Genomic DNA, 23,991 nt, shown 5'->3' with positions numbered 1-23,991 from the left:
GATGTCGTTGCTGGCGCGGGTGAGGCAGCTGCCCTTCGAGGTGCGTCAGTACCTGCTGATCACCGGCAACTACTGGGCCTTCACCCTCACCGACGGCGCGCTGCGCATGCTGGTGGTGCTCTACTTCAGCCAGCTGGGCTACTCGCCGCTGGAAGTGGCCATGCTGTTCCTGTTCTACGAGGCGTTCGGCGTGGTCACCAACCTGGTGGGCGGCTGGCTCGGCGCGCGGCTGGGGCTCAACCGCACCATGAACGTCGGCCTTGGCCTGCAGATCGTCGCCCTGGCGATGCTGCTGGTACCCGCCGGCATGCTGACGGTGGTGTGGGTGATGGCCGCCCAGGCGCTGTCGGGGATCGCCAAGGACCTCAACAAGATGAGCGCCAAGAGCGCGGTCAAGGTGCTGGTGCCCAAGGAGAGCGCCAGCGCCGGCAGCGCGCTCTACCGCTGGGTGGCGATGCTGACCGGCTCCAAGAATGCCCTCAAGGGGCTGGGGTTCTTTCTCGGCGGGCTGCTGCTGACGCTGATCGGCTTTCAGGGCGCGGTACTGGCCATGGCGTTGATGCTCAGCGGGGTGCTGGGGCTGTCGCTGTGGCGGCTGCGCGCCGACCTGGGCCGTCAGAAGGTCAAGCCCAAGTTCTCCGAGGTGTTCTCCAAGTCGCGGGCGGTCAACGTGCTGTCGGCAGCGCGGCTGTGCCTGTTCGCCTCCCGCGACGTGTGGTTCGTGGTGGCGCTGCCGGTGTTTCTCTACGAGCAGCACGGCTGGAGCCAGTGGACGGTGGGCGGGCTGCTGGCGCTGTGGGTGATCGGCTACGGCGGGGTGCAGACCCAGGCGCCCAGGCTGACCCGGCTGATGAGCGGCGAGGCGCGGGTGATCACCGCCGGCTGGGCCGCGGCCCTGGCGCTGCTTGGCGTGGCCCTGGCGCTGCTGCCGCTGACCGCGGTGGGCTGGCTGGTGGCGGGGCTGCTGGCCTTTGGGGTGCTGTTCGCTATCAACTCCAGCTGGCACAGCTATCTGATCGTGCACTATGCGCGTGCCGACGGCGTGTCGATGGACGTCGGCTTCTACTACATGGCCAACGCCATGGGCCGGCTGATCGGCACGCTGCTCTCCGGCTGGCTGTACATGGCCCACGGCCTCAGCGCCTGCCTGTGGGCGGCGGCGGGGCTGGTCGCCGCCAGCGCCTTGATGGCCCTGGCGCTGCCGCGCCAGGCCGATACCGCGGTCGCCGATTAGGGTAGGGTGACCGCCATTGTCCCTATGCGAAGGACGCCGGGGACAGGTCGACGAGGAGAGAGAACCCCATGCAACCGCTACGCCTGTTCAAATGCCTGGCCGACGACACCCGCCTGATGCTGATGTTGCTGATCCAGCAGGAGGGCGAGCTGTGCGTATGCGAAATGACCCACGTGCTCGAGGAGTCGCAGCCCAAGGTGTCGCGGCACCTGGCCCAGCTGCGCGGCTGCGGCCTGGTGGTCGACCGGCGCGACGGCCAGTGGGTCTACTACCGGCTGGCGCCGACGTTGCCGCAGTGGGTGCTAGACGTCCTGGCCGCCGCCGCCGAAGGCGATCGCCAGCGTATTCAGGCGGCATGGTCGCGGCTGGCGGCGATGGGCAATCGCCCGGAGCGCCGCGCGGCGCTGTGCTGAGGCTACGCTTCGGTTCGCGAAGGAATCAGCCGACCGGGTACCCAGCGCAGATAGGCGACCATGCCGAACAGTTCGACCAGCGACTGGAAGACGATCACCACCACGGCGGCCTGCCACGCCTCGGGCAGGGCCAGGGCAATCGGCAGCACCACGAAGGAGTTGCGGGTGCCGAAGCTGAAGGTCAGGGTGCGGGCCGGCCCCGGGGCCAAGCCGAAGCCGCGGCCGAGCAGCTTGCCGAGCAGGGCGGCGAACAGCAGGTAGGCGATGAAGATCGCCAGCACCTGCAGCAGCACTCCGCCGAGCCCGACCACGCTGTTGACCTGGGAGGCGGCGATCACTAACACCACCAGCGCCAGTAGCGGCACCGGCAGCAGGCCGAGCCTATTTACCGCGCGCCTGGCCGCCGGCTGGCGCTCGGAGAGGCGCTCGGTTAGCCAGGCCAGTGCCAGCGGCGTGAGGATCAGCCCAGCGAAGGCGCCGAGCAACTGGGCGCTGAGCGCGATCTGAAACCACCCCGGGCCGAGAAATAGCCATAGATAGGCGGGCAGCGCGACGATCTGCACCAGCAATAGCAACGGCGCCGCGGCGATGGCGCGACCCACTTCGCCCTTGCCGAGGTGGGTGAAACTGATGAACCAGTCGGTACAGGGCACCAACAGCACCAGCAGGACGCCCGCCTGCACCGCCGGCGACAGCGGCAGAAGCGCCATGCCGGCCCCCACCAGCAGCGGAATCACCACGAAATTGCCCAGCAACAGCGCGGCCATGAAGCGCCAGTCGCTAGCGCCGCGGCGTATGTGGGTCAGCGGAATCTGGGTAAAGGTGGCATACAGCAGCGTACCGAGCAGCGGCCACAGCAGTGGCTCGAGCATCGCCGCCAGCGTCGGTTGCCCCAGCCCCAGTGCCAGCCCGGCCAGGATGAAGGCAAGGTAGATCCAGGCCTGGTGGCGCTCCATTCGCTCGCGCATCAACACTCGCCTTAGCGGTCAGTGATTTTTGACGCGCTGTATGCGCCAGGCCAGCAGGCCGATGATCCCCAGCCCCAGGGGGCCCAGCACCGCAGCGGCGACGATCGGCTCGATGACCACCCCCAGGGCGCCGAGGCTCTGCAGCCCCAGCTTGAACAGGCTGAAGAGGTAGTAGCTGATGACGATGATCGACAGCCCTTCGACCGCCTTCTGGATCTTCAACTGGCTGCTGGTGCGCTCGTTGAGGCTGTGCAGGATCGCGGAGTTCTGCTCCTCGATCTCGACCTGTGCGCGGGTCCGCAGCAGATCGTTGAGCCGCGCCACGCTTTCGGCCAGATCTTGCTGGCGCTGATTGATGGCGGCGCAATAGTGCACTGTCGGCCGGAAGCGCCTCAGCACGAAGGTCCCCAGGCGAGGTCGGTCGCCCAAGCGCTCCTCGCGCAGTTCCTCGATGCGACTGAGCACGATCCGCGCATAGGCCTCGGTGGCGCTGAAGCGCTGGCGCGAGCGGGCGCCGCTATGTTCGAGGCGTGCTGAGAGCGCGGAAATCGCCGCCAGCAGCGGCCGGTAGCTGGTCTCCTTGTCCTCGGTATTACGCTGCGAGAGCGCGCCGAGCTCGAGCTCGTAAGCGTGCAGCTCGAGGCTCATCTCCTTGGCCACCGGCAGGGCCAGCGACGCCATCATGCGATAGGTCTCGATCTCCAGCAGCCGTCGGGTCATGCGCCCCAGGCGGAAGGCATTCAGGCCGCGGTTGATCAACAGCAGGCGGTTCACGCCTGCCGCAGTGAGTCGGAAATCGCTCCACACGGTGGCCCCGCCATCGCCCAGGCTCGAGCCGGCGGGGTCGCGGAAGCCGTAGGATTCGGCGTCGCCGCCCCAGGTGGCTTCGGCCTCGACCAGGATCAGGCTGGCATTGATCAGCGCCCGGCTGTGTTTGGCGGCGATGTCGGCGAGCAGCGGCGGGGGCGATGGCCACTGCTCGCCGCGCTCGGTTCGCGGGACCAGCAGCGTGAGGGTGAAAAACTCGGTATGGCGCTCCCACTTCAGGGTCTGGTCGCCGAGCTCGAGAATCTCCTGGGCTGCCTCGATGTCGGGGTTCTTGCCTGCCACCTCGGCGATTCGTTCGAGAATGTCCGCGGCGATACCGTCCTCGTCGAGGAAGGCGTAGTGGTGGAGATGCGCCGGATCCTCGAAGTAGATCGAGGGCCGGGCGTGGAGCTCATTGTGCAGTCGGGCGCGTTGCGGGTGCATGTCGGGGCCAGGCAAGGGAACGTCTACCGAGACTAGAAGCTGTCGTCGTCCGGGCCAAGTGCGGCGGTTCAACGTGTCGAACGGAGGGCTAGGCTTCAGGCCTGCGCGGCGCGGGTGTCGGCCGCCGGGAAGTGGTGTCGGGTCTTGTTGGCGATGCGCACCAGGGCCAGCATCAGCGGCACTTCCACCAGTACGCCTACCACCGTGGCCAGCGCCGCACCGGACTGCAGGCCGAACAGCGCGATGGCCGCCGCCACGGCCAGCTCGAAGAAGTTGCTGGCGCCGATCATCGCCCCGGGGGCGGCCACGTTGTGGGGCACCTTCCACGCCTTGGCCCAGCCGTAGGCGATAAAGAAGATCAGCACCGTCTGGATGATCAGCGGGATGGCGATCAGCACGATATGCAGCGGGTTGGCGATGATCACGTCGCCCTGGAAAGCGAACAGCAGCACCAGGGTGATAATTAATCCCACCGGCGTCACTGGGCCAATACGTTTCATAAAGACGCCGTCGAACCACTCGCTGCCGCGCCGCTTGATCAGCGCCTGGCGGGTCAGGTAGCCGGCCGTCAGCGGGATGACGATATACAGCACCACCGACAGAATGACCGTGTCCCAGGGCACCTGGATATTCGATATGCCGAGCAGGAAGACCACGATGGGGGCGAAGGCGAACAGCATGATCAGGTCGTTGACCGCCACCTGCACCAGGGTATAGGCGGCGTCGCCGCGGGTCAGGTAGCTCCATACGAAGACCATGGCGGTACACGGCGCGGCGCCCAGCAGGATAGCGCCGGCCAGGTACTCACTGGCGCGTTCCGCGGGGATCAGCGGGGCGAATACCACCATCAGGAAGAACCAGGCGATAGCGAACATGCTGAAGGGCTTGATCAGCCAGTTCACCGAGGTGGTGATCAACAGTCCCTTGGGCTGGCGGCGCACGCCGAGGACCGAGGTGAAGTCGATCTGCAGCATCATGGGAAAGATCATCGCCCAGATCAGGATCGCCACCGGAATGGAGACCTGGGCAACCTCGAAGCGCGACAGCGCCTCGGGCACCGCAGGAGCGAACTGGCCGAGCAGGATGCCGGCGACGATGGCCAACGCTACCCACAGGGACAGGAAGCGCTCGAACAGGCCCATGCCCTCGGCGACGCTGGGTGCTTGGGTGTCCTGGTGTGCGCTCATGGCCTGACTCCTGGCGGAGAAACGATGTCGCCATGATATGCGCAATACCATATATGCTCAAGCGTATATGAGGTGTCCATCGCATGTAGTGAGGAGCGAGGGCGGAGCGGTCGCCCTCGGAGGAGGGCGCCGCGAGTGGTCAGAAAGCGTTTAGTCGCTCAGCTCCACGGCGATGGCGGTCGCCTCGCCGCCGCCGATGCACAGGCTGGCAACACCGCGCTTGCCGCCGGTGACGCGCAGGGCGTTGATCAGGGTGGCGATGATCCGCGAGCCGGTAGAGCCCACCGGGTGGCCCTGGGCGCAGGCGCCGCCGAAGATGTTGACCTTGGCATGGGGGATCTCGAGGTCGTCCATGGCCATCAGGGTGACCACGGCGAAGGCCTCGTTGACCTCGAACAGGTCGACGTCCTCCACCGTCCAGTCGAGGCGCTCGAGCAGCGCGGCGATGGCGCCCACCGGGGCAATGGTGAACTCGCTGGGGTGGCGCGAGAAGGTGCTGTGGCCGAGCACTCGGGCAATCGGTGTCAGGCCGTGGGCCTGGGCCGCGGCGCGGCTGGCGACAATCACCGCCGAGGCGCCGTCGGAGATCGAGCTGGCGTTGGCGGCGGTGATGGTGCCGTCCTTGGCAAACGCCGGGCGCATGCTGCGGATCTTGTCGAGCTTGGCCTGGAATGGCTGCTCGTCGTGCTCCACCAGCGTCTCGCCGCTGCGCGAGGTAACCGTCACCGGGGCCATTTCGGCGGCCAGGTGGCCGGCCTGATGAGCGGCCATGGCGCGCTCCAGCGAGGCGATGGCGAAGTCGTCCATGCGCTCGCGGCCGTAGCCGCGCTGGTCGGCGACCTGCTGGGCGAAGGCGCCCATTAGCTGGCCGGTCTCGGCGTCCTCGAGGCCGTCGTGGAACATATGGTCCTTGAGCTCGCCGTGGCCCAGGCGATAGCCGCTGCGCGCCTTGGTCAGTATATGCGGGGCGTTGGACATCGACTCCATGCCGCCGGCCAGGATCAGCTCGCCGCTACCGGCGCGGATCAGGTCGTGGGCCAGCATCACCGCCTTCATGCCCGAGCCACACAGCTTGTTGATGGTGGTGGCACCGATCTGGTCGGGAATCCCGGCCTGGCGCATCGCCTGGCGCGCCGGGCCCTGCTTGACCCCGCCGGGCAGCACGCAGCCGAGAAAGCCCTCGTCGATCTCGTCGGGTTCGATGCCGGCACGCTCTATAGCGGCGCGGATCGCCACTGCGGCGAGTGCGGGAGCAGTGAGGCTCGACAGGCTGCCCAGCATGCCGCCCATCGGGGTGCGGGCGGCGGAAAGAATCACGATATCGTTGGATGCTGCCATGGGGATCTCCTCGATGGCGGTGACAATTGACCCGTCGTGCGGGGCTATGCTTTGCTCCAGCATAACCAAGCAAGCGCTAGGGTCTGTTGACGTTTCGCTCACGGTCGCGCTGGAGCCCGTTTTTATTCGCGGCAAGGCAGGAGGAGAGATGTTTGGTTATTCCAAATGAACGACGACTAACGCCGCCGCGGGTAAAAACGGGCCCAGCCCTTCGGGTTGCGCCTCAAAGAGTGCCATACGGCGTTGCAAAACTTGAAAAGGGAACCACCCTTCCCAGCGTTTTGCGCCTTGTCTGGCACTCTTTGAGGCAGCAACGCGGTTCGCGATGAAACGTCAACAGACCCTAGTGTAAATGCGATGAATGTAGCGACCGACTCGCCCCGCCGCCAGCAGCTGACCCAAATCGCCGCGCGGCTGTTCATGCAGCAAGGCTTCGACCGCACCACGGTGCGCATGCTGGCCGAGGAGATGGGCATCAAGTCGGGCAGCCTGTTCCACCACTTCGCCGACAAGCAGGAGATTCTCTGTGCGGTGATCGAGGAGAGTACCCGCAACGCCCTGGTCAGCGCCCGCCGGGCCATGGCCGAGGCCGTGCCGACGCCCCGCGCGCGGCTGGTGGCGCTGGCCCGGGTTCACCTCGAGACCCTGCACGACGATCGCCATGCCCACGGCGTGGCGCTCTATGAGTGGCGGCGCCTCAACGACGAGGACCGCGAGCATCTGACCCATCTGCGTGACGCCTACGAAGCGCTATGGCATCAGGTCATCGTCGAAGCCCGCGAGCTGGGGCTGGTACACGGCGACCCGGCGACCGTCACCCGCTTCGCCCTGGGCGCGCTCAACTGGACGGCGCGCTGGTACGACCCCGAGGGGCCGATGAACACTGCCCAACTGGCGGATGAGCTGGCCAACATGGTGCTGAGCCCCGCCTCCTGACCCCGCCGGGGCGCGTCCCGGCTACCACCAAGGTGGTAGGTCAATCATCAAACGAACGCTTGACTCCGAGTGGCTCGGACGCTAATTTCAAACACATGTTTGAAAGCGCCGCCGATGCTTTCTGCGCCCGACGTGAGGAGATTGCAAGATGCCCGACTATCAGGCCCCGCTGCGCGACCTGCGCTTCGTGATGGACGAGATGTTCGACTTCCCCAGCCACTACGCTGCGCTGCCGGGAGGCGACGACGCCTCGCCGGACGTGGTTGCGGCGATCCTCGAGGAGGGCGCACGTTTCTCCCGCGAGGTGCTGCTGCCGCTCAACCAGAGCGGCGACCGTGAGGGCTGCCTGCTGGAGGGCGGCGACGTCAAGGCGCCCAAGGGCTTCAAGCAGGCCTACCAGCAGTACGTCGAAGGCGGCTGGCCGAGCCTCTCCGCCGAGCCCGAGTTCGGCGGCCAGGGGTTGCCACACTCGCTGGGCATGGTGCTGTCCGAGATGATCTGCGCCACCAACCTGGCCTGGGGCATGTACCCGGGGCTCTCCCACGGCGCCGCCGATGCGCTGCGCCACCACGGCAGCGATGCGCAGAAGGCCACCTACCTGACCAAGCTGGTCGAGGGCGTGTGGACCGGCACCATGTGCCTCACCGAGCCGCACTGCGGTACCGACCTGGGGCTGATCAAGACCCGTGCCGTACCGACGGCCGATGGCGCCTTTGAAATCACCGGCACCAAGATCTTTATCTCCGCCGGCGACCACGACCTGGCCGAGAACATCGTCCACCTGGTGCTGGCCAAGCTGCCCGATGCCCCGCAGGGCTCCAAGGGCATCTCGCTGTTCGTGGTGCCGAAGTATCTACCCAACGAGGCGGGCGAGCCCGGTGAGCGCAACGGTGTGGTGTGCGGCTCGCTGGAGCACAAGATGGGCATCCACGGCAACGCCACCTGCGTGATGAACTTCGACGCCGCTAAGGGCTACCTGGTCGGCGCGCCCAACAAGGGCCTGGCCTGCATGTTCACGATGATGAACGTGGCGCGTATCGGGGTCGGCATCCAGGGCCTGGGCCTGACCGAGGCGAGCTTCCAGAACTCGCTTGGCTATGCTCGGGACCGCCTGCAGATGCGTGCGCTGTCCGGCCCCAAGGCGCCGGAAAAGGCCGCCGATCCGATCATCGTCCACCCCGACGTGCGGCGTATGCTGCTGACCCAGAAGGCCTTCGCCGAGGGCGGCCGGATGCTGGTGCTATACACCGCGCAGATGGTCGACGTTGTCGAGCACGGCCAGGACGCCGCCGAACGCGAGCGCGCCGAGACCTTGCTGGGCCTGCTGACGCCGATCGTCAAGGCGTTCCTCACCGAGGTCGGCTTCGAGGCGACGAATGAAGGTGTACAAGTCTTTGGGGGGCACGGCTTTATTCAGGAGTGGGGCATGGAGCAACTGGTGCGCGATGCGCGTATCACCCGCCTCTACGAGGGCACCACCGGCATCCAGGCCCTCGACCTGCTGGGCCGCAAGGTGCTGATGAGCCAGGGCGAGACGCTTAAGGTGTTCACCAAGGAGATCCACAAGTTCTGCCAGGCCGAGGCCGATAACCCGGTGCTGGCCGAATTCATCAAGCCGCTGGCCAAGCTCAACGCCGAGTGGGGCGAGCTGACCATGGGCGTGGGCATGAAGGCGATGCAGGACCGCGAGGAAGTCGGCGCGGCCAGCGTCGACTACCTGATGTACTCGGGCTATGTGACCCTGGCCTACCTGTTCGCCCGCGCCGCCAAGCACGCCAGTGCCGCGCTGGAGGGTGACGAGCATGCTTTCTACCAGGCTAAACTCGATACCGCGCGCTTCTACTACCAGCGGCTGCTGCCGCGCACCCGCGCCCATGCCGCCATGGTGCAGGCCGGCGCCGGCTCGCTGATGGCGATCTCCGCCGACGACTTCGGCCTGGGCTTCGAGATATAACCTGCTTCGCGATTGTCTCTCTCGGTCAGGCGCTCTGACTGAACCGCTTGAGGCGGCCCGCTTGGGCCGCCTTTTTTCACTATGCCGATACCATCCGCTCGACGGCCTGCTGCATGCCGCTTGATGCAGATCAGGTAATGGGTTAGAGGGACTTGAAATCTTCTCGTCCGCCATCAAATCTTGTTGTGCCAAGGGGCAACCCGACGGCGCTGAATATTCCGATTTGCGTCACATGTTGGAAAGATCGAACAGGAGGTGGCGTATGAACCTGCAGAAACTCTCTCCCTGGAACTGGTTCAAGAGCGAGAACGCCGATGCACCGGCTGCGCCGTCCGCAGTGGAGCCTCGGCGCGGTGAAATCACTCCCTTGCTCGGTATGCACCAGGAGCTGGATCGCTGGATGGATGGCGTCATGCGACAGTTCGGTATGCCGTCCCTGGAAAGTCGCCTGGGTGGCATGCCCGGCCTGCTGCAGCCGCAGCTCGATATTGCCGAGCGTGCCAGCGAGTATGTGATCAGCGTCGAGGTGCCGGGGGTAGAGGAGAAGGATATCTCCCTGTCCCTGGACGACCACCGCCTGGTCATCGAAGGCGAGAAGCGCCAGGAGAGCCGCACCGAAGACAACCAGCTCCATCGTATCGAGCGCTCCTACGGCCGGTTCCGTCGCGTGCTGGACCTGCCCTCGGATGCCAAGGACGAGGAGATCAAGGCCTCTTTCAACAATGGGGTGTTGACGGTTCGGGTGCCACGCAGTGAGCAAGCCAAGGTGGCCCGCCGTGAAATCCCCATTCAGTGAGCGCGGTTGATGACGTCATGGAGCTCGCCGGCTGGCGAGCTTTTTTTTTACCACTCAGGCGCTAGCCGACCACTGATCTGCCAGTGCCTGACTGGCCAGGGTCAGCATGCTGAGGTTGCCGAAGCTGAAGCTCTGGTGCAGCGCGCGCAGCGGCTCGCCCTGCATGGCGCCGACCACCATCAGCAGCGGCAGGAAGTGCTCGGGGGTGGGGTGGGCATGCCGGGCTTGTGGCGCCTGACGCTGCCAGTCGGCGAGGGCCGCCAGGTCGCCGCGCTCGGCCACCTCGCAGGCCCAGTCGTGGAAGGCCAGCGCCCAGGCGTCCGGCGGCGAGCCTTCCGCCCGGCGGTCGCCGAGGTTGTGGGTGGCCGCACCGGAGCCGATCAGCCATAGCCCATGGGCATCCGCGAACTCGCCGAGCCGGCGTGCGACCTCGAGCTGCTGCTGCGCGGTCATTGCCATGGGCACGCTGACCGGCAGCAGTGGCACCTCGGCCTTGGGCCAGACCAGCGACAGCGGCGACCAGATGCCGTGGTCGAGGGGCCGCTCGGGGTCGAGGCTAGCCGCGATGCCGTGGCCCTGCAGGGTGTCTGCCAGCTGCCGGGCGGTGTCGGGCATGCCCGGGGCCGGGTAGCGCAGCTGATAGAGCGAGTCGGGAAAGCCGTAGAAGTCGTGCAGGGTGGCCGGTGCCATGGCGCTGCCGAGGGTCACCCCGGGCGTCTCGAAGTGGGCCGAGATCACCAGCGCGCCCTGCGGACGCGGCAGCCGCTGGCCGAGCGCGACGAGGAAGTCCCGCGCCGGGTGGTCGGTGATGACCAACGCGGGAGAGCCATGAGAGATAAACAGTGACGGTTGCATCCTAGCCTCCAAGGCGTTAGAGGAATCTACACCCAGACTACGCTGACGGTGGCGCCGCGACAGCCGGTGAATGGCGAATGCACCATTCGCCATCCGGCAATGCTGGGTATCGATGGCCAGGCTCGGGGTTGGCTCAGGCGCGGGCGGCGCCGTCGCGCTGGCGATAGGGGCCGAACAGGCAGGCCAGCAGCAGGATCAGTCCCGATAGCGTCGCGATCATGCCTGCGGCGCTCAGCGACATGTCGAGGCCGAACCAGCCGGGGCCGTAGCCGGCCAGCACATAGCCGAGCAGCGCCGAGATGAGTGCCAGGACCTGGCTCCAGGCGATCTGCTGGCCGAGGTGGTTGGTCAACAGTCGGGCGCTGGCGGCGGGGCAGATGAACATGGCGATGACGATGATCGAGCCGGCGGCCTCGAAGGCGGCAATCGCGGTGATGGCCACCATCACTACCAGCAGCAGGTCGACGACGGCAGGGCGCGCCTTGATGCTGGTGGCGAACTCGGCGTCGAAGCTGCCGATTACCAGCGCACGGCGGAACACCACCAGGAATACTACTACTAGCAGCGCCACCCAGCTGACCCGCGCCAGCTGCGGGGGCAGGTCGGCCAGTGCCTGGCGGTCGAACAGCGAATGCCAGCCGAGGCCCTCGAACCAGATCAGGCTCTCGAGGTTGCCGTACAGGGCGTGCTCGACGTCGAGGTGCACGCCGCTGGCGCCGTGCCACTCGAGCATCAGTACGCCGAGGGCGAAGATTGCGGTGAACGCCACGCCCATCGCCGCGCTGGCCTCGACCTGACCAAGCCGCTTGATCAGTTCGATCATCACCACTGTGATCAGCGCCGCGACCCCGGCACCGATCATCATCGCCGAGGCGGCCAGGGTGCCGGTGATCAGGAAGCTGGCGACGATGCCGGGCAGCGCCACGTGGCTGATGGCGTCGCCGATCAGGCTCTGGCGACGCAGCACCAGGAAGTTGCCGAGCAGCGCACAGCTCAGACAGGTGATGGCGGCGATGGTCATCGGCACCAGGCTGAGCATCACGAAATCGCTCATTGCACGCTCCCAGGGATGCGCTGCAGGTCGCTTTCCAGGGTGATCACCGTGTCCGGCGGCAGGGCGCTGTTGATCGGCACCAGCCCCTGGTGGTCGAGCTGGGCGGCTTCATCCGGATAGCGGTTGCGATATAGCGCCCACAGCCGCTCCTCGTGCTCGGCATCGCGGGCCGCGCTCGCGCCGAGCGGCGTGGCCACGCCGTCGCGACGGATATAGCCGCGGCGGCGCAGCACGCGCAGCGTCAGGTCGTCGTAGATGGCGTCGTCGCGGGCCAGCGCCAGCAGCCCCTGGCGCAGGTGCACGCGCCGTTTGAAGCGTTGGTGGGCGGCCAGGGTGGCAACGATGCCGCGGCGCGGCGAGAACAGCAGCGACACGGCGAACAGCAGGAAGGCAGCCAGCACGATCAGCGGCCCGGTGGGCAGCCCGCTGCGCACGCTCGACAGGGTCACGCCGAGATAGCCGGCCAGGGCGCCGCACAGTGCGGCGATGGCCACCATGCGCAGCGGTCGATCGGTCCAGAAGCGGCCGGTCACCGGGGGAATGATGGTCAGCGCGACGATCAGAATCAAGCCGGTGACCTTGAGGCCGATGACCACTACCGCCAGCAGCAGCATCAGCATGATGAGATCGATGTGCCGGGCGTTGAGGCCGCGGGTGGTGGCGTAGTCGGCGTCGAAGCACACCAGCAGGAAGGCGCGGCGCATGACGAACACCGCGACCAGCAGCAGCAGCGCGCAGGCGGTGATCAGGGTGGCTTCCGAGGCCAGCATGCCGGCGGTGGCGCCGACCAGGTAGCCGGTCAGGCCGGCCTGGCCGCCGACGTTCATCGACTGAATGGCGGTGATCAGTACCACGCCGAAGCCGAACAGCGTCGAGAGAATGGCGCCGATGGCAGCGTCCTCGCCGAGCCGGGTGCGGTCGCGAATGGTCTGCACCGCCCATAGGCCGAAGGCGGCACTGGCCGCGGCGCCGATCAGCAGCCCCGGCAACCAGCGGCCGTCGCCCCACAGCGTGGCCATCAGGATGAAGGCCAGGGTCAGGCCGGGCAGGGTGGCGTGGCTGACCGCGTCGCTGACCAGCGAGCGCTTGCGCAGCAGGATGAAGCTGCCGATCATGCCGGCGCTGGCGCCGAGGATCATGGCGCCCAGCGTTACCAGGCTGGTGTTGTAGCCGGCGCCGAAGAGCAGCGCGCGTCCCCAGGGTTCGAGCCAGGTGGTCAGCATGGGTCAGGCCCGCTGGGTGAGATGGGCGGCAGGGCAGATGATGCGCGCCAGCTGAACGTCGCTCAAGCGGCCACCGTAGGCTTCCTGCAGCGCCGCGGAGCTGAACGCCTGGTGTACCGGGCCGGCGGCCACGCGGCGCACGTTGATCAGCAGCACGTGGTCGAAGTAGTCGCGCACCGTGGCCAGGTCATGGTGTACGCAGAGCAGCGTCTTGCCGCGTGCCTTGAGGCTCTTCAGCACCTCGACGATGGCTTTCTCCGTGGCCGCGTCGACCCCGGCGAAGGGCTCGTCGAGAATCATCAGCTCGGCATCCTGGACCAGTGCCCGGGCCAGGAACACGCGCTGCTGCTGGCCACCGGAGAGCTGGCCGATCTGGCGCTCGGCGAACGCCTCCATGCCGACCCGCGACAGGCTCTGCATGGCCTGCTCTCGGTGGCGGCGACGCGTCAGCTGCCACCAACGCAGGTCGCGGTAGAGTCCCATCATCACCACGTCGAGCACGGTGGCCGGGAAGTCCCAGTCGACGCTCGAGCGCTGCGGCACATAGGCCACGTGGCGCGACTGCTCGGCGTAGGGCTTGCCGAACACCCGCACGTCGCCGGACAGGCGCCGGGTGATGCCCAGCGCGGCCTTGAGCAGCGTCGACTTGCCGGCGCCGTTGGGGCCGATGATCGCGGTCATGCTGCCCGGCGGGGTGACGAAATCCACCGAGTAGACCGCCGGCTTGCGGCCATAGCTGACCGTCAGGCCGTGCACTGCTAGCGGGCTGACGGCAATCTCTGGGTCCAGGGCGGCGTTCACTTGTCGTCCTCGTTTTCTGCGTTGGCCTGAGCGAGTCTGCCGAGTCGGCCGGCGGCGGGGGCCTCGCCGCCCAGGGCGCGGGCGATCACGGTCATGTTGTGATCGAGCATGCCCAGGTAGCTGCCTTCGTAGCTGCCGGGCGGGCCCATGGCGTCGGAGTAGAGCTCGCCGCCGATACGTACCTGGTGATCCTGCGCGGCAGCGCCTTCGACCAGGGCGCGGACGTTGCGCTCGGAAACCGAGGACTCGACGAAGATGGCGCCGATGCGGCGCTCGACCAGCATCGCGACCAGCTCCTCGATACGCGACAAGCCGGCCTCGCTCTCGGTGGAGAAGCCCTGGATACCCAGCACCTCGAAGTCGTAGGCGTCGCCGAAGTAACCGAAGGCGTCGTGGGCGGTGACCAGTACCCGCGAGTCCTCGGGCACGCTGGCGAGTATTTCGCGAGCGTAGTCGTCGAGGGCGCTTAGCTCCTGCTTGAAGGCGTCGGCGTTGGCGGCGAAGTCGTCGGCATGCTCGGGGGCCAGTTCGCTGAGGGCGACCTCGATGGCGTCCACCGCGTGCTGCCAGCGATTGGGGTCCATCCACACATGCGGGTCGGGCTGATCGGGGCTCTCGTCATCGGCACGACGCTGCTCGGCAGGCACCGCCTCGGCGACCGCGACCACCGGCTTGCGCGAGGCCAGGCGGGCGAGAAAGTCATCGAGCTGGGCTTCGAGATAGAGGCCGTTCCAGAACACCGCGTCGGCACGGGTCATGGCCGAGATATCACTGCGCGTCTGGCGATAGAGGTGCGGGTCGACACCCGGCCCCATCAGGCCGCGAACCTCGACGTGCTCGCCGGCCACCTGGCGTACGCTATCGGCGATCATGCCGGTGGTGGCAACCACATTGGGGCGGGCGTCCTCCTCGGCGGCCGCCGGTAGCGCCATCAGGCTCGCCAGCAGAGTGGTGAAAAACAACCGTGTCTTGGCACGCATCCGGAATCCTTATATCTACTGCTGTTCGACGACCGCCTGTTCAAGCCGAACTTACGCTACACTTTTTTCGAAGAGATGCTAATTGAACCAGGCTAGATGCCTGATAGGGACTAGGCATTTCAAACTGCTCGACGTTCGCGCTTCAATGATAGCAGTTACAAGACTGTGGCCCGAGCGCTGCCCGGCGGAAGCAGGGTGATCGCAACTGCCTCTAAGCCAAGGACGCCGGGGACAGGCCGAAGAGGAGGTTTGCGCCATGCGAGTGACACTGCCGACAAGCATGGACGCCCCCGCCGGAGGGCTGCGCACTCTGCGCAATGCGCTGTATCTGGTGCTTGCCTGGTGCAGCTTCGCGCTGGGCGTGATTGGCGTGTTCGTGCCGCTGATGCCGACCACCTGTTTCATGCTGCTGGCGGTATGGGCTGCCTCGCGCGGCTCGCCGCGTTTTGCCCAGTGGATCCGCGAGCACCCGCGCTTCGGCCCCTCGGTGGTGGCCTGGGAGAGCGAGCGGGCGATTCCGCGGCGTGCCAAGGGCATTGCCGTGGTGATGCTGGCGTTCTCGGTCGTAGTACTGCTGCTGACGGTGCCCAGCCCGATCGTCAAGCTGGCGCTGGTCGCCGGGCTTGGTCTGCTGGCGCTGTGGATAGTGACCCGCCCGGCGCCGGGGCACCTCTCGCCATAGGCTTGCCAATACATCAACTGTTTTACCTTGCGCGTCGTCACGGCAGTTGGGCTATTGTCGTTGCTACGCACGAGGGACGCCGGGGGCAGGTCGAAAAGGAGGTTCTGCGCCATGGATGGCGCAGGTAGCGCCCAGGGATGGTTTACAGCGCCTCCTTGTAGGCCTGCCCACGGATCAGTCCCGAGCAGCAGCTATTTGTAATAGCACTCGAGCAGGCTGACGATACTTTGAGTCTGACAACCGCTGGGCCGTACAATGGGGGCAATTTCCGATCAGGAGCCTTCCTCGATGTCAGCACCCCAGCCGACGTATCTGCATGACTATCAGCCGCCTGCCCACCGGGTCACCCACACCGAACTGACCTTCGACCTCGCCCCCGGGGCCACTCGGGTCAAGGCGCGGCTGCATGTGGAGCGTCATCCTGAGCGTGATGATGCCGCCGAGTCGCCGCTGACCCTCGACGGCGAGCAGCTGTCACTCAAGGCCATCGCCATCGACGGCCAGCCCCTCGACCCCGACGAATACCGGGTCAGCGACACCCAACTGATCGTGCACCGGGTGCCCAAGCGTTTCCTGCTCGACACCGAGGTGGAGATCGCCCCCGAAGCGAACACCGCCCTGGAGGGCCTCTACCAGTCCAGCGGCATGTACTGCACCCAGTGCGAGGCCGAAGGCTTCCGGCGCATCACCTACTACCCCGACCGCCCCGACGTCATGGCGACCTTCTCCACCACGCTGATCGGCGACGCCCAGCGCGAGCCGGTGCTACTCTCCAACGGCAACCCGGTGGAGCGCGGCGAACTGCCGGGCGGGCGCCACTTCGTGACCTGGGAAGACCCTCACCCCAAGCCCTGCTACCTGTTCGCGCTGGTGGCCGGCGATCTGGAGAAGGTCGAGGACAGCTTCACCACCGTGAGCGGGCGCGAGGTGGCACTGCAGATCTGGGTCGAGGAGGAGAACCTCGACAAGACCGACCACGCCATGGCGTCGCTGAAGCGCGCCATGGCCTGGGACGAGCAGACCTACGGCCGTGAGTACGACCTCGACCTGTTCATGATCGTCGCGGTCAACGACTTCAACATGGGGGCGATGGAGAACAAGGGCCTCAACATCTTCAACTCGGCGGCGGTGCTGACCCACCCGCAGACCGCCACCGACGCGGCCTTCCAGCGTGTCGAGGGCATCGTTGCCCACGAATACTTCCACAACTGGTCGGGCAATCGGGTGACCTGCCGCGACTGGTTCCAACTCTCGCTCAAGGAGGGCTTCACGGTCTTCCGCGACCAGTGCTTCTCGGCCGACACCAACTCGGCGCCGGTCAAGCGCATCGAGGACGTGGCGTTCTTCCGCACCGCCCAGTTCGCCGAGGATGCCGGCCCCACCGCCCACCCGATTCGCCCCGACCACTACATCGAGATCACCAACTTCTACACCCTGACCATCTACGAGAAGGGCGCTGAGGTGGTGCGCATGCTGCGCAACCTGGTCGGCTGGGAGGCCTTCCGCCAGGGCAGCGATCGCTACTTCGAGCGCTTCGATGGCCAGGCGGTGACCATCGAGGACTTCGTCGACTGCATGGCCGAGGCCTCGGGGCTCGACCTCAGCCAGTTCATGCGCTGGTACTCCCAGGCCGGCACCCCGGAGATCGACGCCCACGGCGAGTACGACTACGCCAAGTCCGAGTATCACCTGACCCTGCGCCAGCGCACCCCGGCCACGCCCGGCCAGCCCGACAAGCTGCCGCTGCACATCCCGGTGCGCCTGGGCATGGTCGGTACCAAGTCCGGCGATGACCTGCGCATGACCCTCGACGGCGAGGCGCTGGGCCGCGATGCGGTGATCCATCTACGCGAGGAGGAGCAGCACTTCGTGTTCACCGATATCGCCGAGGCCCCGGTGCCGTCGCTGCTGCGCGGTTTCTCGGCGCCGGTCAAGCTGCGCTTCCCCTATTCGCGGGAGGATCTGGCCTTCCTGCTGACTCACGACTCCGACGGCTTCAACCGCTGGGACGCCGGCCAGCGCCTGGCGCTGCTGGCGCTGGATGACCTGATCGCCGCCCACCGCAACGGCGTCGAGAAGGTCATGGACGTGCGCGTGGTCGAGGCCTTCCGCGGCCTGCTGCATGCCGAAACGGACGACAAGGCGGTACTTGCCGAGATGCTCACGCTGCCCTCCGAGGCGTATATCGCCGAGCAGCAGCCGCTGGTCGACGTCGATGCGATCCACGCGGCGCGCACCTTCGTCAAGCAGTCGCTGGCGGTGGCGCTGCGCGACGACTTCCTGCGCGTCTATCACGACAACGCCAGCGACGCGGCCTATGCGCCTGAGCCCGAGCAGATCGCTGCGCGCAGCCTCAAGAATGTGGCGCTGTCGTATCTGATGAGCATCGAGGACGAAGAGGGCATCGAGCTGGCCCAGCGCCAGTTCAGCGCCGGCCACAACATGACCGACGTGCGCTGCGCACTGACCCTGCTGACCCACAGCTCACGCGGCGATCTGGCCGACCCGGCGCTCAGGCTGTTCAGCGAGAAGTGGGCCCACGACCCGCTGGTGATGGACCAGTGGTTCAGCATTCAGGTGACGCGTCCGCAATCCGACGTGCTCGATCGTGTGACATTCCTGATGGATCATCCGGCCTTCTCGCTCAAAAATCCCAATCGGGTACGCGCACTGATCGGCGCCTTCGCCGGACAGAACCGCGTCAACTTCCACCGCATCGACGGCGCCGGCTACCGACTGCTGGCCGATGTGGTGATCGAGCTCAACCGCCTCAATCCGGAGATCGCCGCGCGCATCATCACCCCGCTGACCCGCTGGCAGCGTTTCGACGAGCAGCGCCAGGCGCTGATGAAAGCCGAGCTGGAGCGGATTCGCGCCGAGGAGCTGTCGCCCAACGTCTTCGAGGTGGTGGAGAAGGCTCTAGCCGAGTAGGGCTGCCAGTTGTCAGCTGCAGACTAGGCTTCGTCTGAAAAGTCGGCGAGCGAAGGTCAGAGCTAGGCCCGTTCCCGACGGGCCAACGCACTCCCCACATCCATGTGGGTCGCAAAGCAAAAATCGGCGTGAAGACGGACTGGGCTCGCACACGAGTTTACGGGGTGTAAATGAGTACTTTGAGCTGATTTTTAACGCCGTATGACCAAGCGCAGACACTTTTCGGACAAGCCTAGCGACCGATCAGCCAGCTGAGGACTACCAGGCCAAGGAAGGCCCAGACCAGGGTGGCGATCAGGCGCCGGGCGAGCAGCGCACGCAGCGCGCAGTAGAGCATCCACACGCCGACGATCAGCAGCAGCAGGCTGAACAGGGTAGGGTTGATGCCCATGGCATCGCTGAGCCCGCCGATGAAACCCTCGACGGCGCCGCGCAGGCTGGAGAAGAAGATCACCAACAGATCGACGATCCAGCGCAGGGTTTCGCCGATCAGGGTGCCTAGCCAGTTGAAGAAGTCTTCCATGTGTATCCTGTGTCACGGCGGAGCAAGCCCAAGAATTTGCGGGCTTGTAGCGGCGGGGTCAAGCGTCGAGCGTTGATCGCTGCCGCTGTTCCGACCATCAGACTACCCTGTTGTAGTGTAATCTCTCTATCTGCAGCAGTTGATTTTCACGGCGCACTGCGCCACGGACCAGAGACCGGTTATGTCGATTACCAGCATTGTTCTACTCGTGATCGTGGTGGCGCTGATCTTCTACGGCGTCAGCATCTACAACAGCCTGGTGGCGCTGCGCAATCGCTACCAGAACGCCTTCGCCCAGATCGAGGTGCAGCTCAAGCGCCGCTACGACCTGATCCCCAACCTGGTCGAGACCGCCAAGGCCTATATGTCGCATGAGCGTGACACCCTGGAGGCGGTGGTCCAGGCCCGCCAGGGTGCCATGGATGGCCTCGCGGCGGCTGCCGAGAAACCCGGTGATCCCCAGGCCATGGCCCAGCTGTCCAGTGCCGAGGGTGCGCTGGGCTCGGCGATGGGGCGGCTCAACGTGGTGATGGAGGCGTATCCCGATCTCAAGGCCTCGGCGAATATGCAGCAGCTCAGCGAGACCCTGACCAGCACCGAGAACCGTGTCGCCTTCGCTCGCCAGGCCTTCAACGACGCGGTGATGCAGTACAACACCTACCGCCAGCGCTTCCCCACGGTGCTGCTGGCCGGGACCTTCGGCCACGGCGAGGATGCCGCGCTGCTCGAGTTCGAGGACAGCGAGGCGATCCAGGAAGCGCCCAAGGTCTCGTTCTAGATGGCGGCGCCGAGTTCTATGGACTTCTTTGCCGCCCAGGATCGCGCCCGGCGCAATACCGGACGCCTGGTGCTGCTGCTGGTCGTTGCCGTGGTGTCGCTGGTGGCGATGGCGACCCTGGCGGTGGCGCTGGTCATGGTGATCAGCGAAGGCGGGCAGCAGCAGGCCGGCGGCGAACCGCTGGCCCGCGCCCTCGACCCCTACCTGCTGGGCAGCGTGGCGCTGGGCGTGCTGGCGCTGGTGGTACTGGGCAGCCTGTTCAAGCACCTGCAGCTGCGCGCCGGCGGCCGCGCAGTGGCCGAGGCGATGGGCGGGCGGCTGCTCAATGGCAACGTGCGCGATGCCGACGAGCAGCGCATGCTCAACGTGGTCGAGGAGATGGCGATTGCCTCGGGCACGCCGGTGCCGGCGGTCTACCTGCTCGAGGAGCCGGCGATCAACGCCTTCGCCGCCGGCCACTCGCCCCAGGATGCGGTGGTCGGGATCACCCGCGGTGCCATCGAGCGGCTCGACCGCGACGAGCTGCAGGGGGTAGTGGCCCACGAGTTTAGCCATATCTTCAACGGCGACATGCGCCTCAACCTGCGCCTGGTGGCGCTGCTCCACGGCCTGCTGCTGATCGGCCTGGTCGGCCACATGGTGCTGCGTGGCACCGCCGGCCGGCGCATGCTCGGTGGCGGCAATCGCAACAACAACGGCCAGGCGGCGATGCTGGCGTTGGGTGCGGCGTTGATGGTCGTCGGCTATGTCGGCACCCTGTGCGGCAACATCATCAAGGCCGCGGTGAGTCGTCAGCGCGAGTTCCTGGCCGATGCCTCGGCGGTGCAGTTCACCCGTGACCCGAACGGCATCGGCGGTGCGCTGAAGAAGATCGGCGACCACCAGCAGGGCTCGCAGCTGGAGGCCAGCAACGCCGCCGAGTTCAGCCACCTCTACTTCAGCCGCGGGATTCGCGCCGCCAGCGGCATGCTGGCGACCCATCCACCCCTCGACGAGCGCATCCGCCGCGTCGACCCGCAGTGGGACGGCGAGCTGCCGAGCAGCGCCGAGCGCCGCGACAGCGGCGAGGAGACGGCCGCTGGCCCGGCGTCCAGCGGCGAGTCCCGCGGGCGCGACGCCAGGCAACTGATGGCCATGGCGCTGGCCACCATCGGCCAGCTCGACCAGGCCCACCTCGACGATGCGCGCCGGCGCCTGGACGCCCTCGACCCACGTCTGCTGGAGGCCGCCCATGATCCCGGCGCGGCGCGGGCGGTGGCCTACGGCGTGCTGATTCACCTCGAGCCCGGTACCCGCGCGGCCCAGCGTGAGCTGCTCGAGGGCGTTGCCGACCCCGGCGTGCTGCGCGAGCTGGATGCCCTCGAGGAGCCGCTGGCGGCATTGCCTGCCGACCAGCGGCTGGTACTGCTGGAACTGGCCATCCCGCTGCTCAAGCAGCTCTCTACCGCGCAGTACGCCACCTTCAAGCTCTGCCTGGAGCGGCTGATCGCCGCCGAAGCGGCGCCGGGTGCCCTGCACTGGGCACTCTATCGAGTGCTGGTGCAGGGCGTTGAAGGGCGCCACAGCCGCCGTCGTGACCGTGCTCTCACGGCCCTGACCGAACCGGCGGCGGTGCTGCTGTCGAGCATGGCGCGCGCCGGCAGCGATGACGACGACGAGGCGCGCCGCGCTTTCGCCGCCGGCGTGGCGGAACTGGCACCGCTGGCACTCGACTATGTGCCAGGGCCGACCGCCTTCGCTGAGCTCGACATGAGCCTCGATCGCCTGCAGCGGCTCAACGGCGAGGGCCGCCGCCAGCTGCTCGCAGCCCTGGCCGGATGCGTCGAGCACGATGGGCGGGTCAGTGTGCGCGAAGCCGAGCTGTTCCGGGCCCTGGCCGAGGCGCTGGATTGCCCGCTGCCGCCGCTGCTCGATACCCACTGAGTGGCTGGCCAAGCCGCGCACGGCGCGGCATGATGGCGGTGTAAACCCATGAGACGGAACTCATGACAGACGACAAAGCACGCGTGATTCTCAACGGCAAGTCGGCCCAGATAACGGAGGTCCGGACGGCGATCAAGGCGCTGCGTAAAGCGGGCGCCAAGCTCGAGGTGCGGGTCACCTGGGAGGCTGGCGATGCGCTGCGGTTCTGCGTCGAAGCCAGCCGCGAGGGTGTCTCGCGGCTGATTGCCGGCGGTGGTGACGGCACCGTCAATGAACTGGTCAACGGCCTGATGCAGCTCGACCGCGCCCAGCGCCCGGCGCTCGGGGTGCTGCCGCTGGGCAGTGCCAACGACTTCGCCAACGGCGCAGGCATTCCGCTGGAGCCGCGCCTGGCGCTGGCGCTGGCACTCGAGGCCAGGCCGCGGTGGGCCGATGTGGTGCGGCTAGGCGGCCAGTACTATCTGAACATGGCCTCCTGCGGTTTTGGTGCCGAGGTCACCTCGAGCACCCCTAAGGCCTTGAAGCGGCTACTGGGCGGCGGTGCCTACTCGTTGATGGGCGCGCTGCAGGCCTGGCGCTACCAGCCCTACCAGGGGCGGCTGAGCTGGCCGGAGGGCGAAAGCGATGCGCCGCTGTTCCTGCTGGCCATCGGCAACGGCTGCCAGGCCGGCGGCGGCCAGCGCCTGGCGCCCTCGGCCAAGCTCGACGATGGCCTGCTGGAGGTACTGATCGTGCGCGACTTCGAATCGCTCAGCGGCCTCAGGCAGGCCCTCGACGAGCTCGAAGCACTGCCGGCCTGTGGCGACTACGTGGAGTACTTTCAGACCACGCGGCTACGTTTCGACAGTGACGCAGAGCTGCCGCTGACCCTCGATGGCGAGCCCTTCGAGTGGACAAGGTTCGAGGCGGAGGTGCTGCCCGGCGAGCTGGCGCTGCTGCTGCCGGCCAAGTGCCCGTTGCTGAGCGTGGACCCAGGCGGTTGATTGATCGGACTTGTGGCCAGGGCACGCCTCTGGTCAAATACTGTCCAACCGTAACGCCGTGATATCAAAGGAGAGGTGGAGATGAGGCATAAACCCTGGATACCGGCAGCCATGGCGCTGGCGCTGAGCCTGGGACTGGCCGCCTGTGGTAACGGCGATGATGAACCGGTGGTGGAAGACGAGCCGGTCGAAGAGACAACAGGTGAGGCGTCGGTCGACGACACTGCCGACGACGAGTTCAGCATGCCGGACACCCAGGACGATGACGCCATGGGTGAACCCGAGGCGGCCGATCCGCAGGAGCAGCCTGCCGATGCCACGGCCGAACAGCCGGCCGTGGGCGACGGCGAGCCGTTGGCTAGCGACGAGGCCCCCTTCGAGGCCGAAGCGGCCGAGGATCTCGATACCGGCGAGACCCTTGGCGAAGGTCCGGGTACCCTGGACGACGACACGGCCCTGCCGGGTGAGACCAGCGACTCCGATATCGAAGCCTTCATGGAAGAGACCGAGCGTCGCTTCGAAGAAGCGCAGCGCCGGATCGATGAGCAGTTCGAGGAGGTCGAGAGCCAGCAGCCGGGCATTGATGACGACTTCGACCTCGACGAGAGTCAGTTCGACGAACCGGGCCTTGATGATCAGCCGGACGACCAGTCGTCGGATGGCGCCTTCGACGACGAGTTCCAATCGCCGGACACCCAGAACTGATCTTATACCGTGCGCCATTCAGGCGGCGACGCTACAAAAAAGGGCCACCCCGAAGGGTGGCCCTTTTTCCTACCACTTGCTTGCAGCGTCGATGCATATCACATCAGTCGAGTCATGCGACGCACATCTGGCCTGGGCAACTGGCGGGGATCAAGGCAGCAACGCTTAGTTGGAAACCTTGATGTTGGCGGCCTGAAGGCCTTTCTTGCCCTGAGTGACCTCGAAGGTCACTTTCTGGCCGTCCTGCAGGGTCTTGAAGCCTTCAGCCTGGATCTCGGAGAAGTGCGCGAACAGGTCATCGCCGCCGTCGTCCGGAGAGATGAAGCCGTAGCCCTTGGTGTCGTTGAACCACTTGACAGTGCCAGTTGCCATTGTCGATTTCCTTAACTAACTAAATGATGGTGCTGGGCCGCCATGCGGGGCATGAGCGAACCCGTAGTGCGTAGGTCGAGCGAAGGTGAAAGCGCACGGGGAGT

The 23,991-nt window shown here is 66.5% G+C and carries 22 protein-coding genes; 11 read left to right on the top strand and 11 right to left on the bottom strand.

Features of this window, described 5'->3' with window-relative positions:
• Window position 1: 1 nt before the first annotated feature.
• Both arsJ and CK498_RS04180 read left to right on the top strand, forming a co-directional pair.
• Window positions 2-1,234 carry an organoarsenical effux MFS transporter ArsJ gene (arsJ, locus tag CK498_RS04185; RefSeq protein WP_095620224.1) on the top strand — a complete coding sequence of 411 codons (1,233 nt, stop codon included), beginning with the start codon at window positions 2-4 and terminating at the stop codon, window positions 1,232-1,234.
• Between the two features lie 68 nt (window positions 1,235-1,302).
• Window positions 1,303-1,647 (top strand): metalloregulator ArsR/SmtB family transcription factor, encoded by a 345-nt coding sequence (locus tag CK498_RS04180; protein ID WP_095619623.1) that lies wholly within the window; start codon window positions 1,303-1,305, stop codon window positions 1,645-1,647.
• A 2-nt stretch (window positions 1,648-1,649) separates the two neighbouring features.
• Here CK498_RS04180 and CK498_RS04175 read toward each other — a convergent pair whose 3' ends face one another.
• From CK498_RS04175 to CK498_RS04160, 4 genes are all read right to left on the bottom strand, one after another.
• Window positions 1,650-2,615 (bottom strand): arsenic resistance protein, encoded by a 966-nt coding sequence (locus tag CK498_RS04175; protein ID WP_095619622.1) that lies wholly within the window; start codon window positions 2,613-2,615, stop codon window positions 1,650-1,652.
• An 18-nt stretch (window positions 2,616-2,633) separates the two neighbouring features.
• Complete coding sequence (locus tag CK498_RS04170; RefSeq protein WP_095619621.1) at window positions 2,634-3,866, bottom strand: DUF3422 domain-containing protein; 1,233 nt, start codon at window positions 3,864-3,866, stop codon at window positions 2,634-2,636.
• Between the two features lie 95 nt (window positions 3,867-3,961).
• The gene (gene arsB, locus CK498_RS04165; RefSeq protein WP_095619620.1) at window positions 3,962-5,053 is read right to left on the bottom strand and encodes an ACR3 family arsenite efflux transporter; all 1,092 of its coding nucleotides are present in this window, start codon (window positions 5,051-5,053) and stop codon (window positions 3,962-3,964) included.
• A 150-nt stretch (window positions 5,054-5,203) separates the two neighbouring features.
• The gene (locus CK498_RS04160) at window positions 5,204-6,391 is read right to left on the bottom strand and encodes an acetyl-CoA C-acyltransferase (protein WP_095619619.1); all 1,188 of its coding nucleotides are present in this window, start codon (window positions 6,389-6,391) and stop codon (window positions 5,204-5,206) included.
• A 357-nt stretch (window positions 6,392-6,748) separates the two neighbouring features.
• On the opposite strand from CK498_RS04160, the gene CK498_RS04155 reads away from it, so the two are divergent.
• The 3 genes from CK498_RS04155 to CK498_RS04145 all read left to right on the top strand — a co-directional run bounded on the left by CK498_RS04155 (window position 6,749) and on the right by CK498_RS04145 (window position 10,077).
• Window positions 6,749-7,327 (top strand): TetR/AcrR family transcriptional regulator, encoded by a 579-nt coding sequence (locus CK498_RS04155; protein ID WP_095619618.1) that lies wholly within the window; start codon window positions 6,749-6,751, stop codon window positions 7,325-7,327.
• 148 nt (window positions 7,328-7,475) lie between these two features.
• Window positions 7,476-9,281, top strand: coding sequence for an acyl-CoA dehydrogenase C-terminal domain-containing protein (locus CK498_RS04150; protein WP_095619617.1), 1,806 nt, complete (start codon window positions 7,476-7,478; stop codon window positions 9,279-9,281).
• A 262-nt stretch (window positions 9,282-9,543) separates the two neighbouring features.
• On the top strand, window positions 9,544-10,077 hold the full coding sequence (locus CK498_RS04145; protein WP_176475715.1) for an Hsp20/alpha crystallin family protein: 534 nt from the start codon (window positions 9,544-9,546) through the stop codon (window positions 10,075-10,077).
• Window positions 10,078-10,131: 54 nt separating this feature from the next.
• Here the strand turns inward: CK498_RS04145 and CK498_RS04140 are convergent, their stop codons facing one another.
• The 5 genes from CK498_RS04140 to CK498_RS04120 all read right to left on the bottom strand — a co-directional run bounded on the left by CK498_RS04140 (window position 10,132) and on the right by CK498_RS04120 (window position 14,990).
• Window positions 10,132-10,932 (bottom strand): DODA-type extradiol aromatic ring-opening family dioxygenase, encoded by an 801-nt coding sequence (locus tag CK498_RS04140; protein ID WP_176475714.1) that lies wholly within the window; start codon window positions 10,930-10,932, stop codon window positions 10,132-10,134.
• Window positions 10,933-11,065: 133 nt separating this feature from the next.
• Entirely contained in the window at window positions 11,066-11,986 is a 921-nt protein-coding gene (locus tag CK498_RS04135; RefSeq protein ID WP_095619614.1) for a metal ABC transporter permease, read from the bottom strand.
• The gene (locus tag CK498_RS04130; protein WP_095619613.1) at window positions 11,983-13,209 is read right to left on the bottom strand and encodes a metal ABC transporter permease; all 1,227 of its coding nucleotides are present in this window, start codon (window positions 13,207-13,209) and stop codon (window positions 11,983-11,985) included. The genes CK498_RS04135 and CK498_RS04130 overlap by 4 nt, the downstream gene beginning before the upstream one ends.
• 3 nt (window positions 13,210-13,212) lie before the next feature.
• Entirely contained in the window at window positions 13,213-14,010 is a 798-nt protein-coding gene (locus CK498_RS04125) for a metal ABC transporter ATP-binding protein (RefSeq protein ID WP_095619612.1), read from the bottom strand.
• The gene (locus CK498_RS04120; protein WP_176475713.1) at window positions 14,007-14,990 is read right to left on the bottom strand and encodes a metal ABC transporter solute-binding protein, Zn/Mn family; all 984 of its coding nucleotides are present in this window, start codon (window positions 14,988-14,990) and stop codon (window positions 14,007-14,009) included. Before CK498_RS04120 ends, CK498_RS04125 begins: the two co-directional genes overlap by 4 nt.
• 256 nt (window positions 14,991-15,246) lie before the next feature.
• On the opposite strand from CK498_RS04120, the gene CK498_RS04115 reads away from it, so the two are divergent.
• Together CK498_RS04115 and pepN are read left to right on the top strand one after the other, a co-directional pair.
• Window positions 15,247-15,672, top strand: a complete 426-nt coding sequence (locus CK498_RS04115) for a YbaN family protein (RefSeq protein WP_229358957.1) — start codon at window positions 15,247-15,249, stop codon at window positions 15,670-15,672.
• A 288-nt stretch (window positions 15,673-15,960) separates the two neighbouring features.
• The gene (gene pepN, locus CK498_RS04110) at window positions 15,961-18,603 is read left to right on the top strand and encodes an aminopeptidase N (protein WP_095619611.1); all 2,643 of its coding nucleotides are present in this window, start codon (window positions 15,961-15,963) and stop codon (window positions 18,601-18,603) included.
• Window positions 18,604-18,835: 232 nt separating this feature from the next.
• Here pepN and CK498_RS04105 read toward each other — a convergent pair whose 3' ends face one another.
• The gene (locus CK498_RS04105; protein WP_095619610.1) at window positions 18,836-19,126 is read right to left on the bottom strand and encodes a hypothetical protein; all 291 of its coding nucleotides are present in this window, start codon (window positions 19,124-19,126) and stop codon (window positions 18,836-18,838) included.
• A gap of 181 nt (window positions 19,127-19,307) precedes the next feature.
• Here CK498_RS04105 and CK498_RS04100 point away from each other — a divergent pair, with 181 nt between their 5' ends.
• The 4 genes from CK498_RS04100 to CK498_RS04085 all read left to right on the top strand — a co-directional run bounded on the left by CK498_RS04100 (window position 19,308) and on the right by CK498_RS04085 (window position 23,515).
• Window positions 19,308-19,904: a LemA family protein gene (locus CK498_RS04100; RefSeq protein WP_095619609.1), complete on the top strand. Its 597-nt coding sequence runs from the start codon at window positions 19,308-19,310 to the stop codon at window positions 19,902-19,904.
• Window positions 19,905-19,922: 18 nt separating this feature from the next.
• On the top strand, window positions 19,923-21,827 hold the full coding sequence (locus tag CK498_RS04095; protein ID WP_095620221.1) for a M48 family metallopeptidase: 1,905 nt from the start codon (window positions 19,923-19,925) through the stop codon (window positions 21,825-21,827).
• A 62-nt stretch (window positions 21,828-21,889) separates the two neighbouring features.
• A complete protein-coding gene (gene yegS / locus CK498_RS04090) occupies window positions 21,890-22,810 on the top strand; it encodes a lipid kinase YegS (RefSeq protein WP_095619608.1) in 921 nt (306 codons plus the stop codon).
• Between the two features lie 81 nt (window positions 22,811-22,891).
• Window positions 22,892-23,515, top strand: coding sequence for a hypothetical protein (locus CK498_RS04085; protein WP_141246912.1), 624 nt, complete (start codon window positions 22,892-22,894; stop codon window positions 23,513-23,515).
• A 165-nt stretch (window positions 23,516-23,680) separates the two neighbouring features.
• On the opposite strand, the gene CK498_RS04080 is transcribed toward CK498_RS04085, so the two are convergent.
• Window positions 23,681-23,887, bottom strand: a complete 207-nt coding sequence (locus tag CK498_RS04080) for a cold-shock protein (protein ID WP_095619606.1) — start codon at window positions 23,885-23,887, stop codon at window positions 23,681-23,683.
• Window positions 23,888-23,991 lie beyond the last annotated feature (104 nt).

The sequence above is a fragment of the Halomonas salipaludis genome (genome assembly GCF_002286975.1).
GTDB classification, from domain to species: domain Bacteria; phylum Pseudomonadota; class Gammaproteobacteria; order Pseudomonadales; family Halomonadaceae; genus Franzmannia; species Franzmannia salipaludis.
Note: the sequence above shows the minus strand (reverse complement) of the source record. Positions and strands in the feature narration are given on the sequence as shown.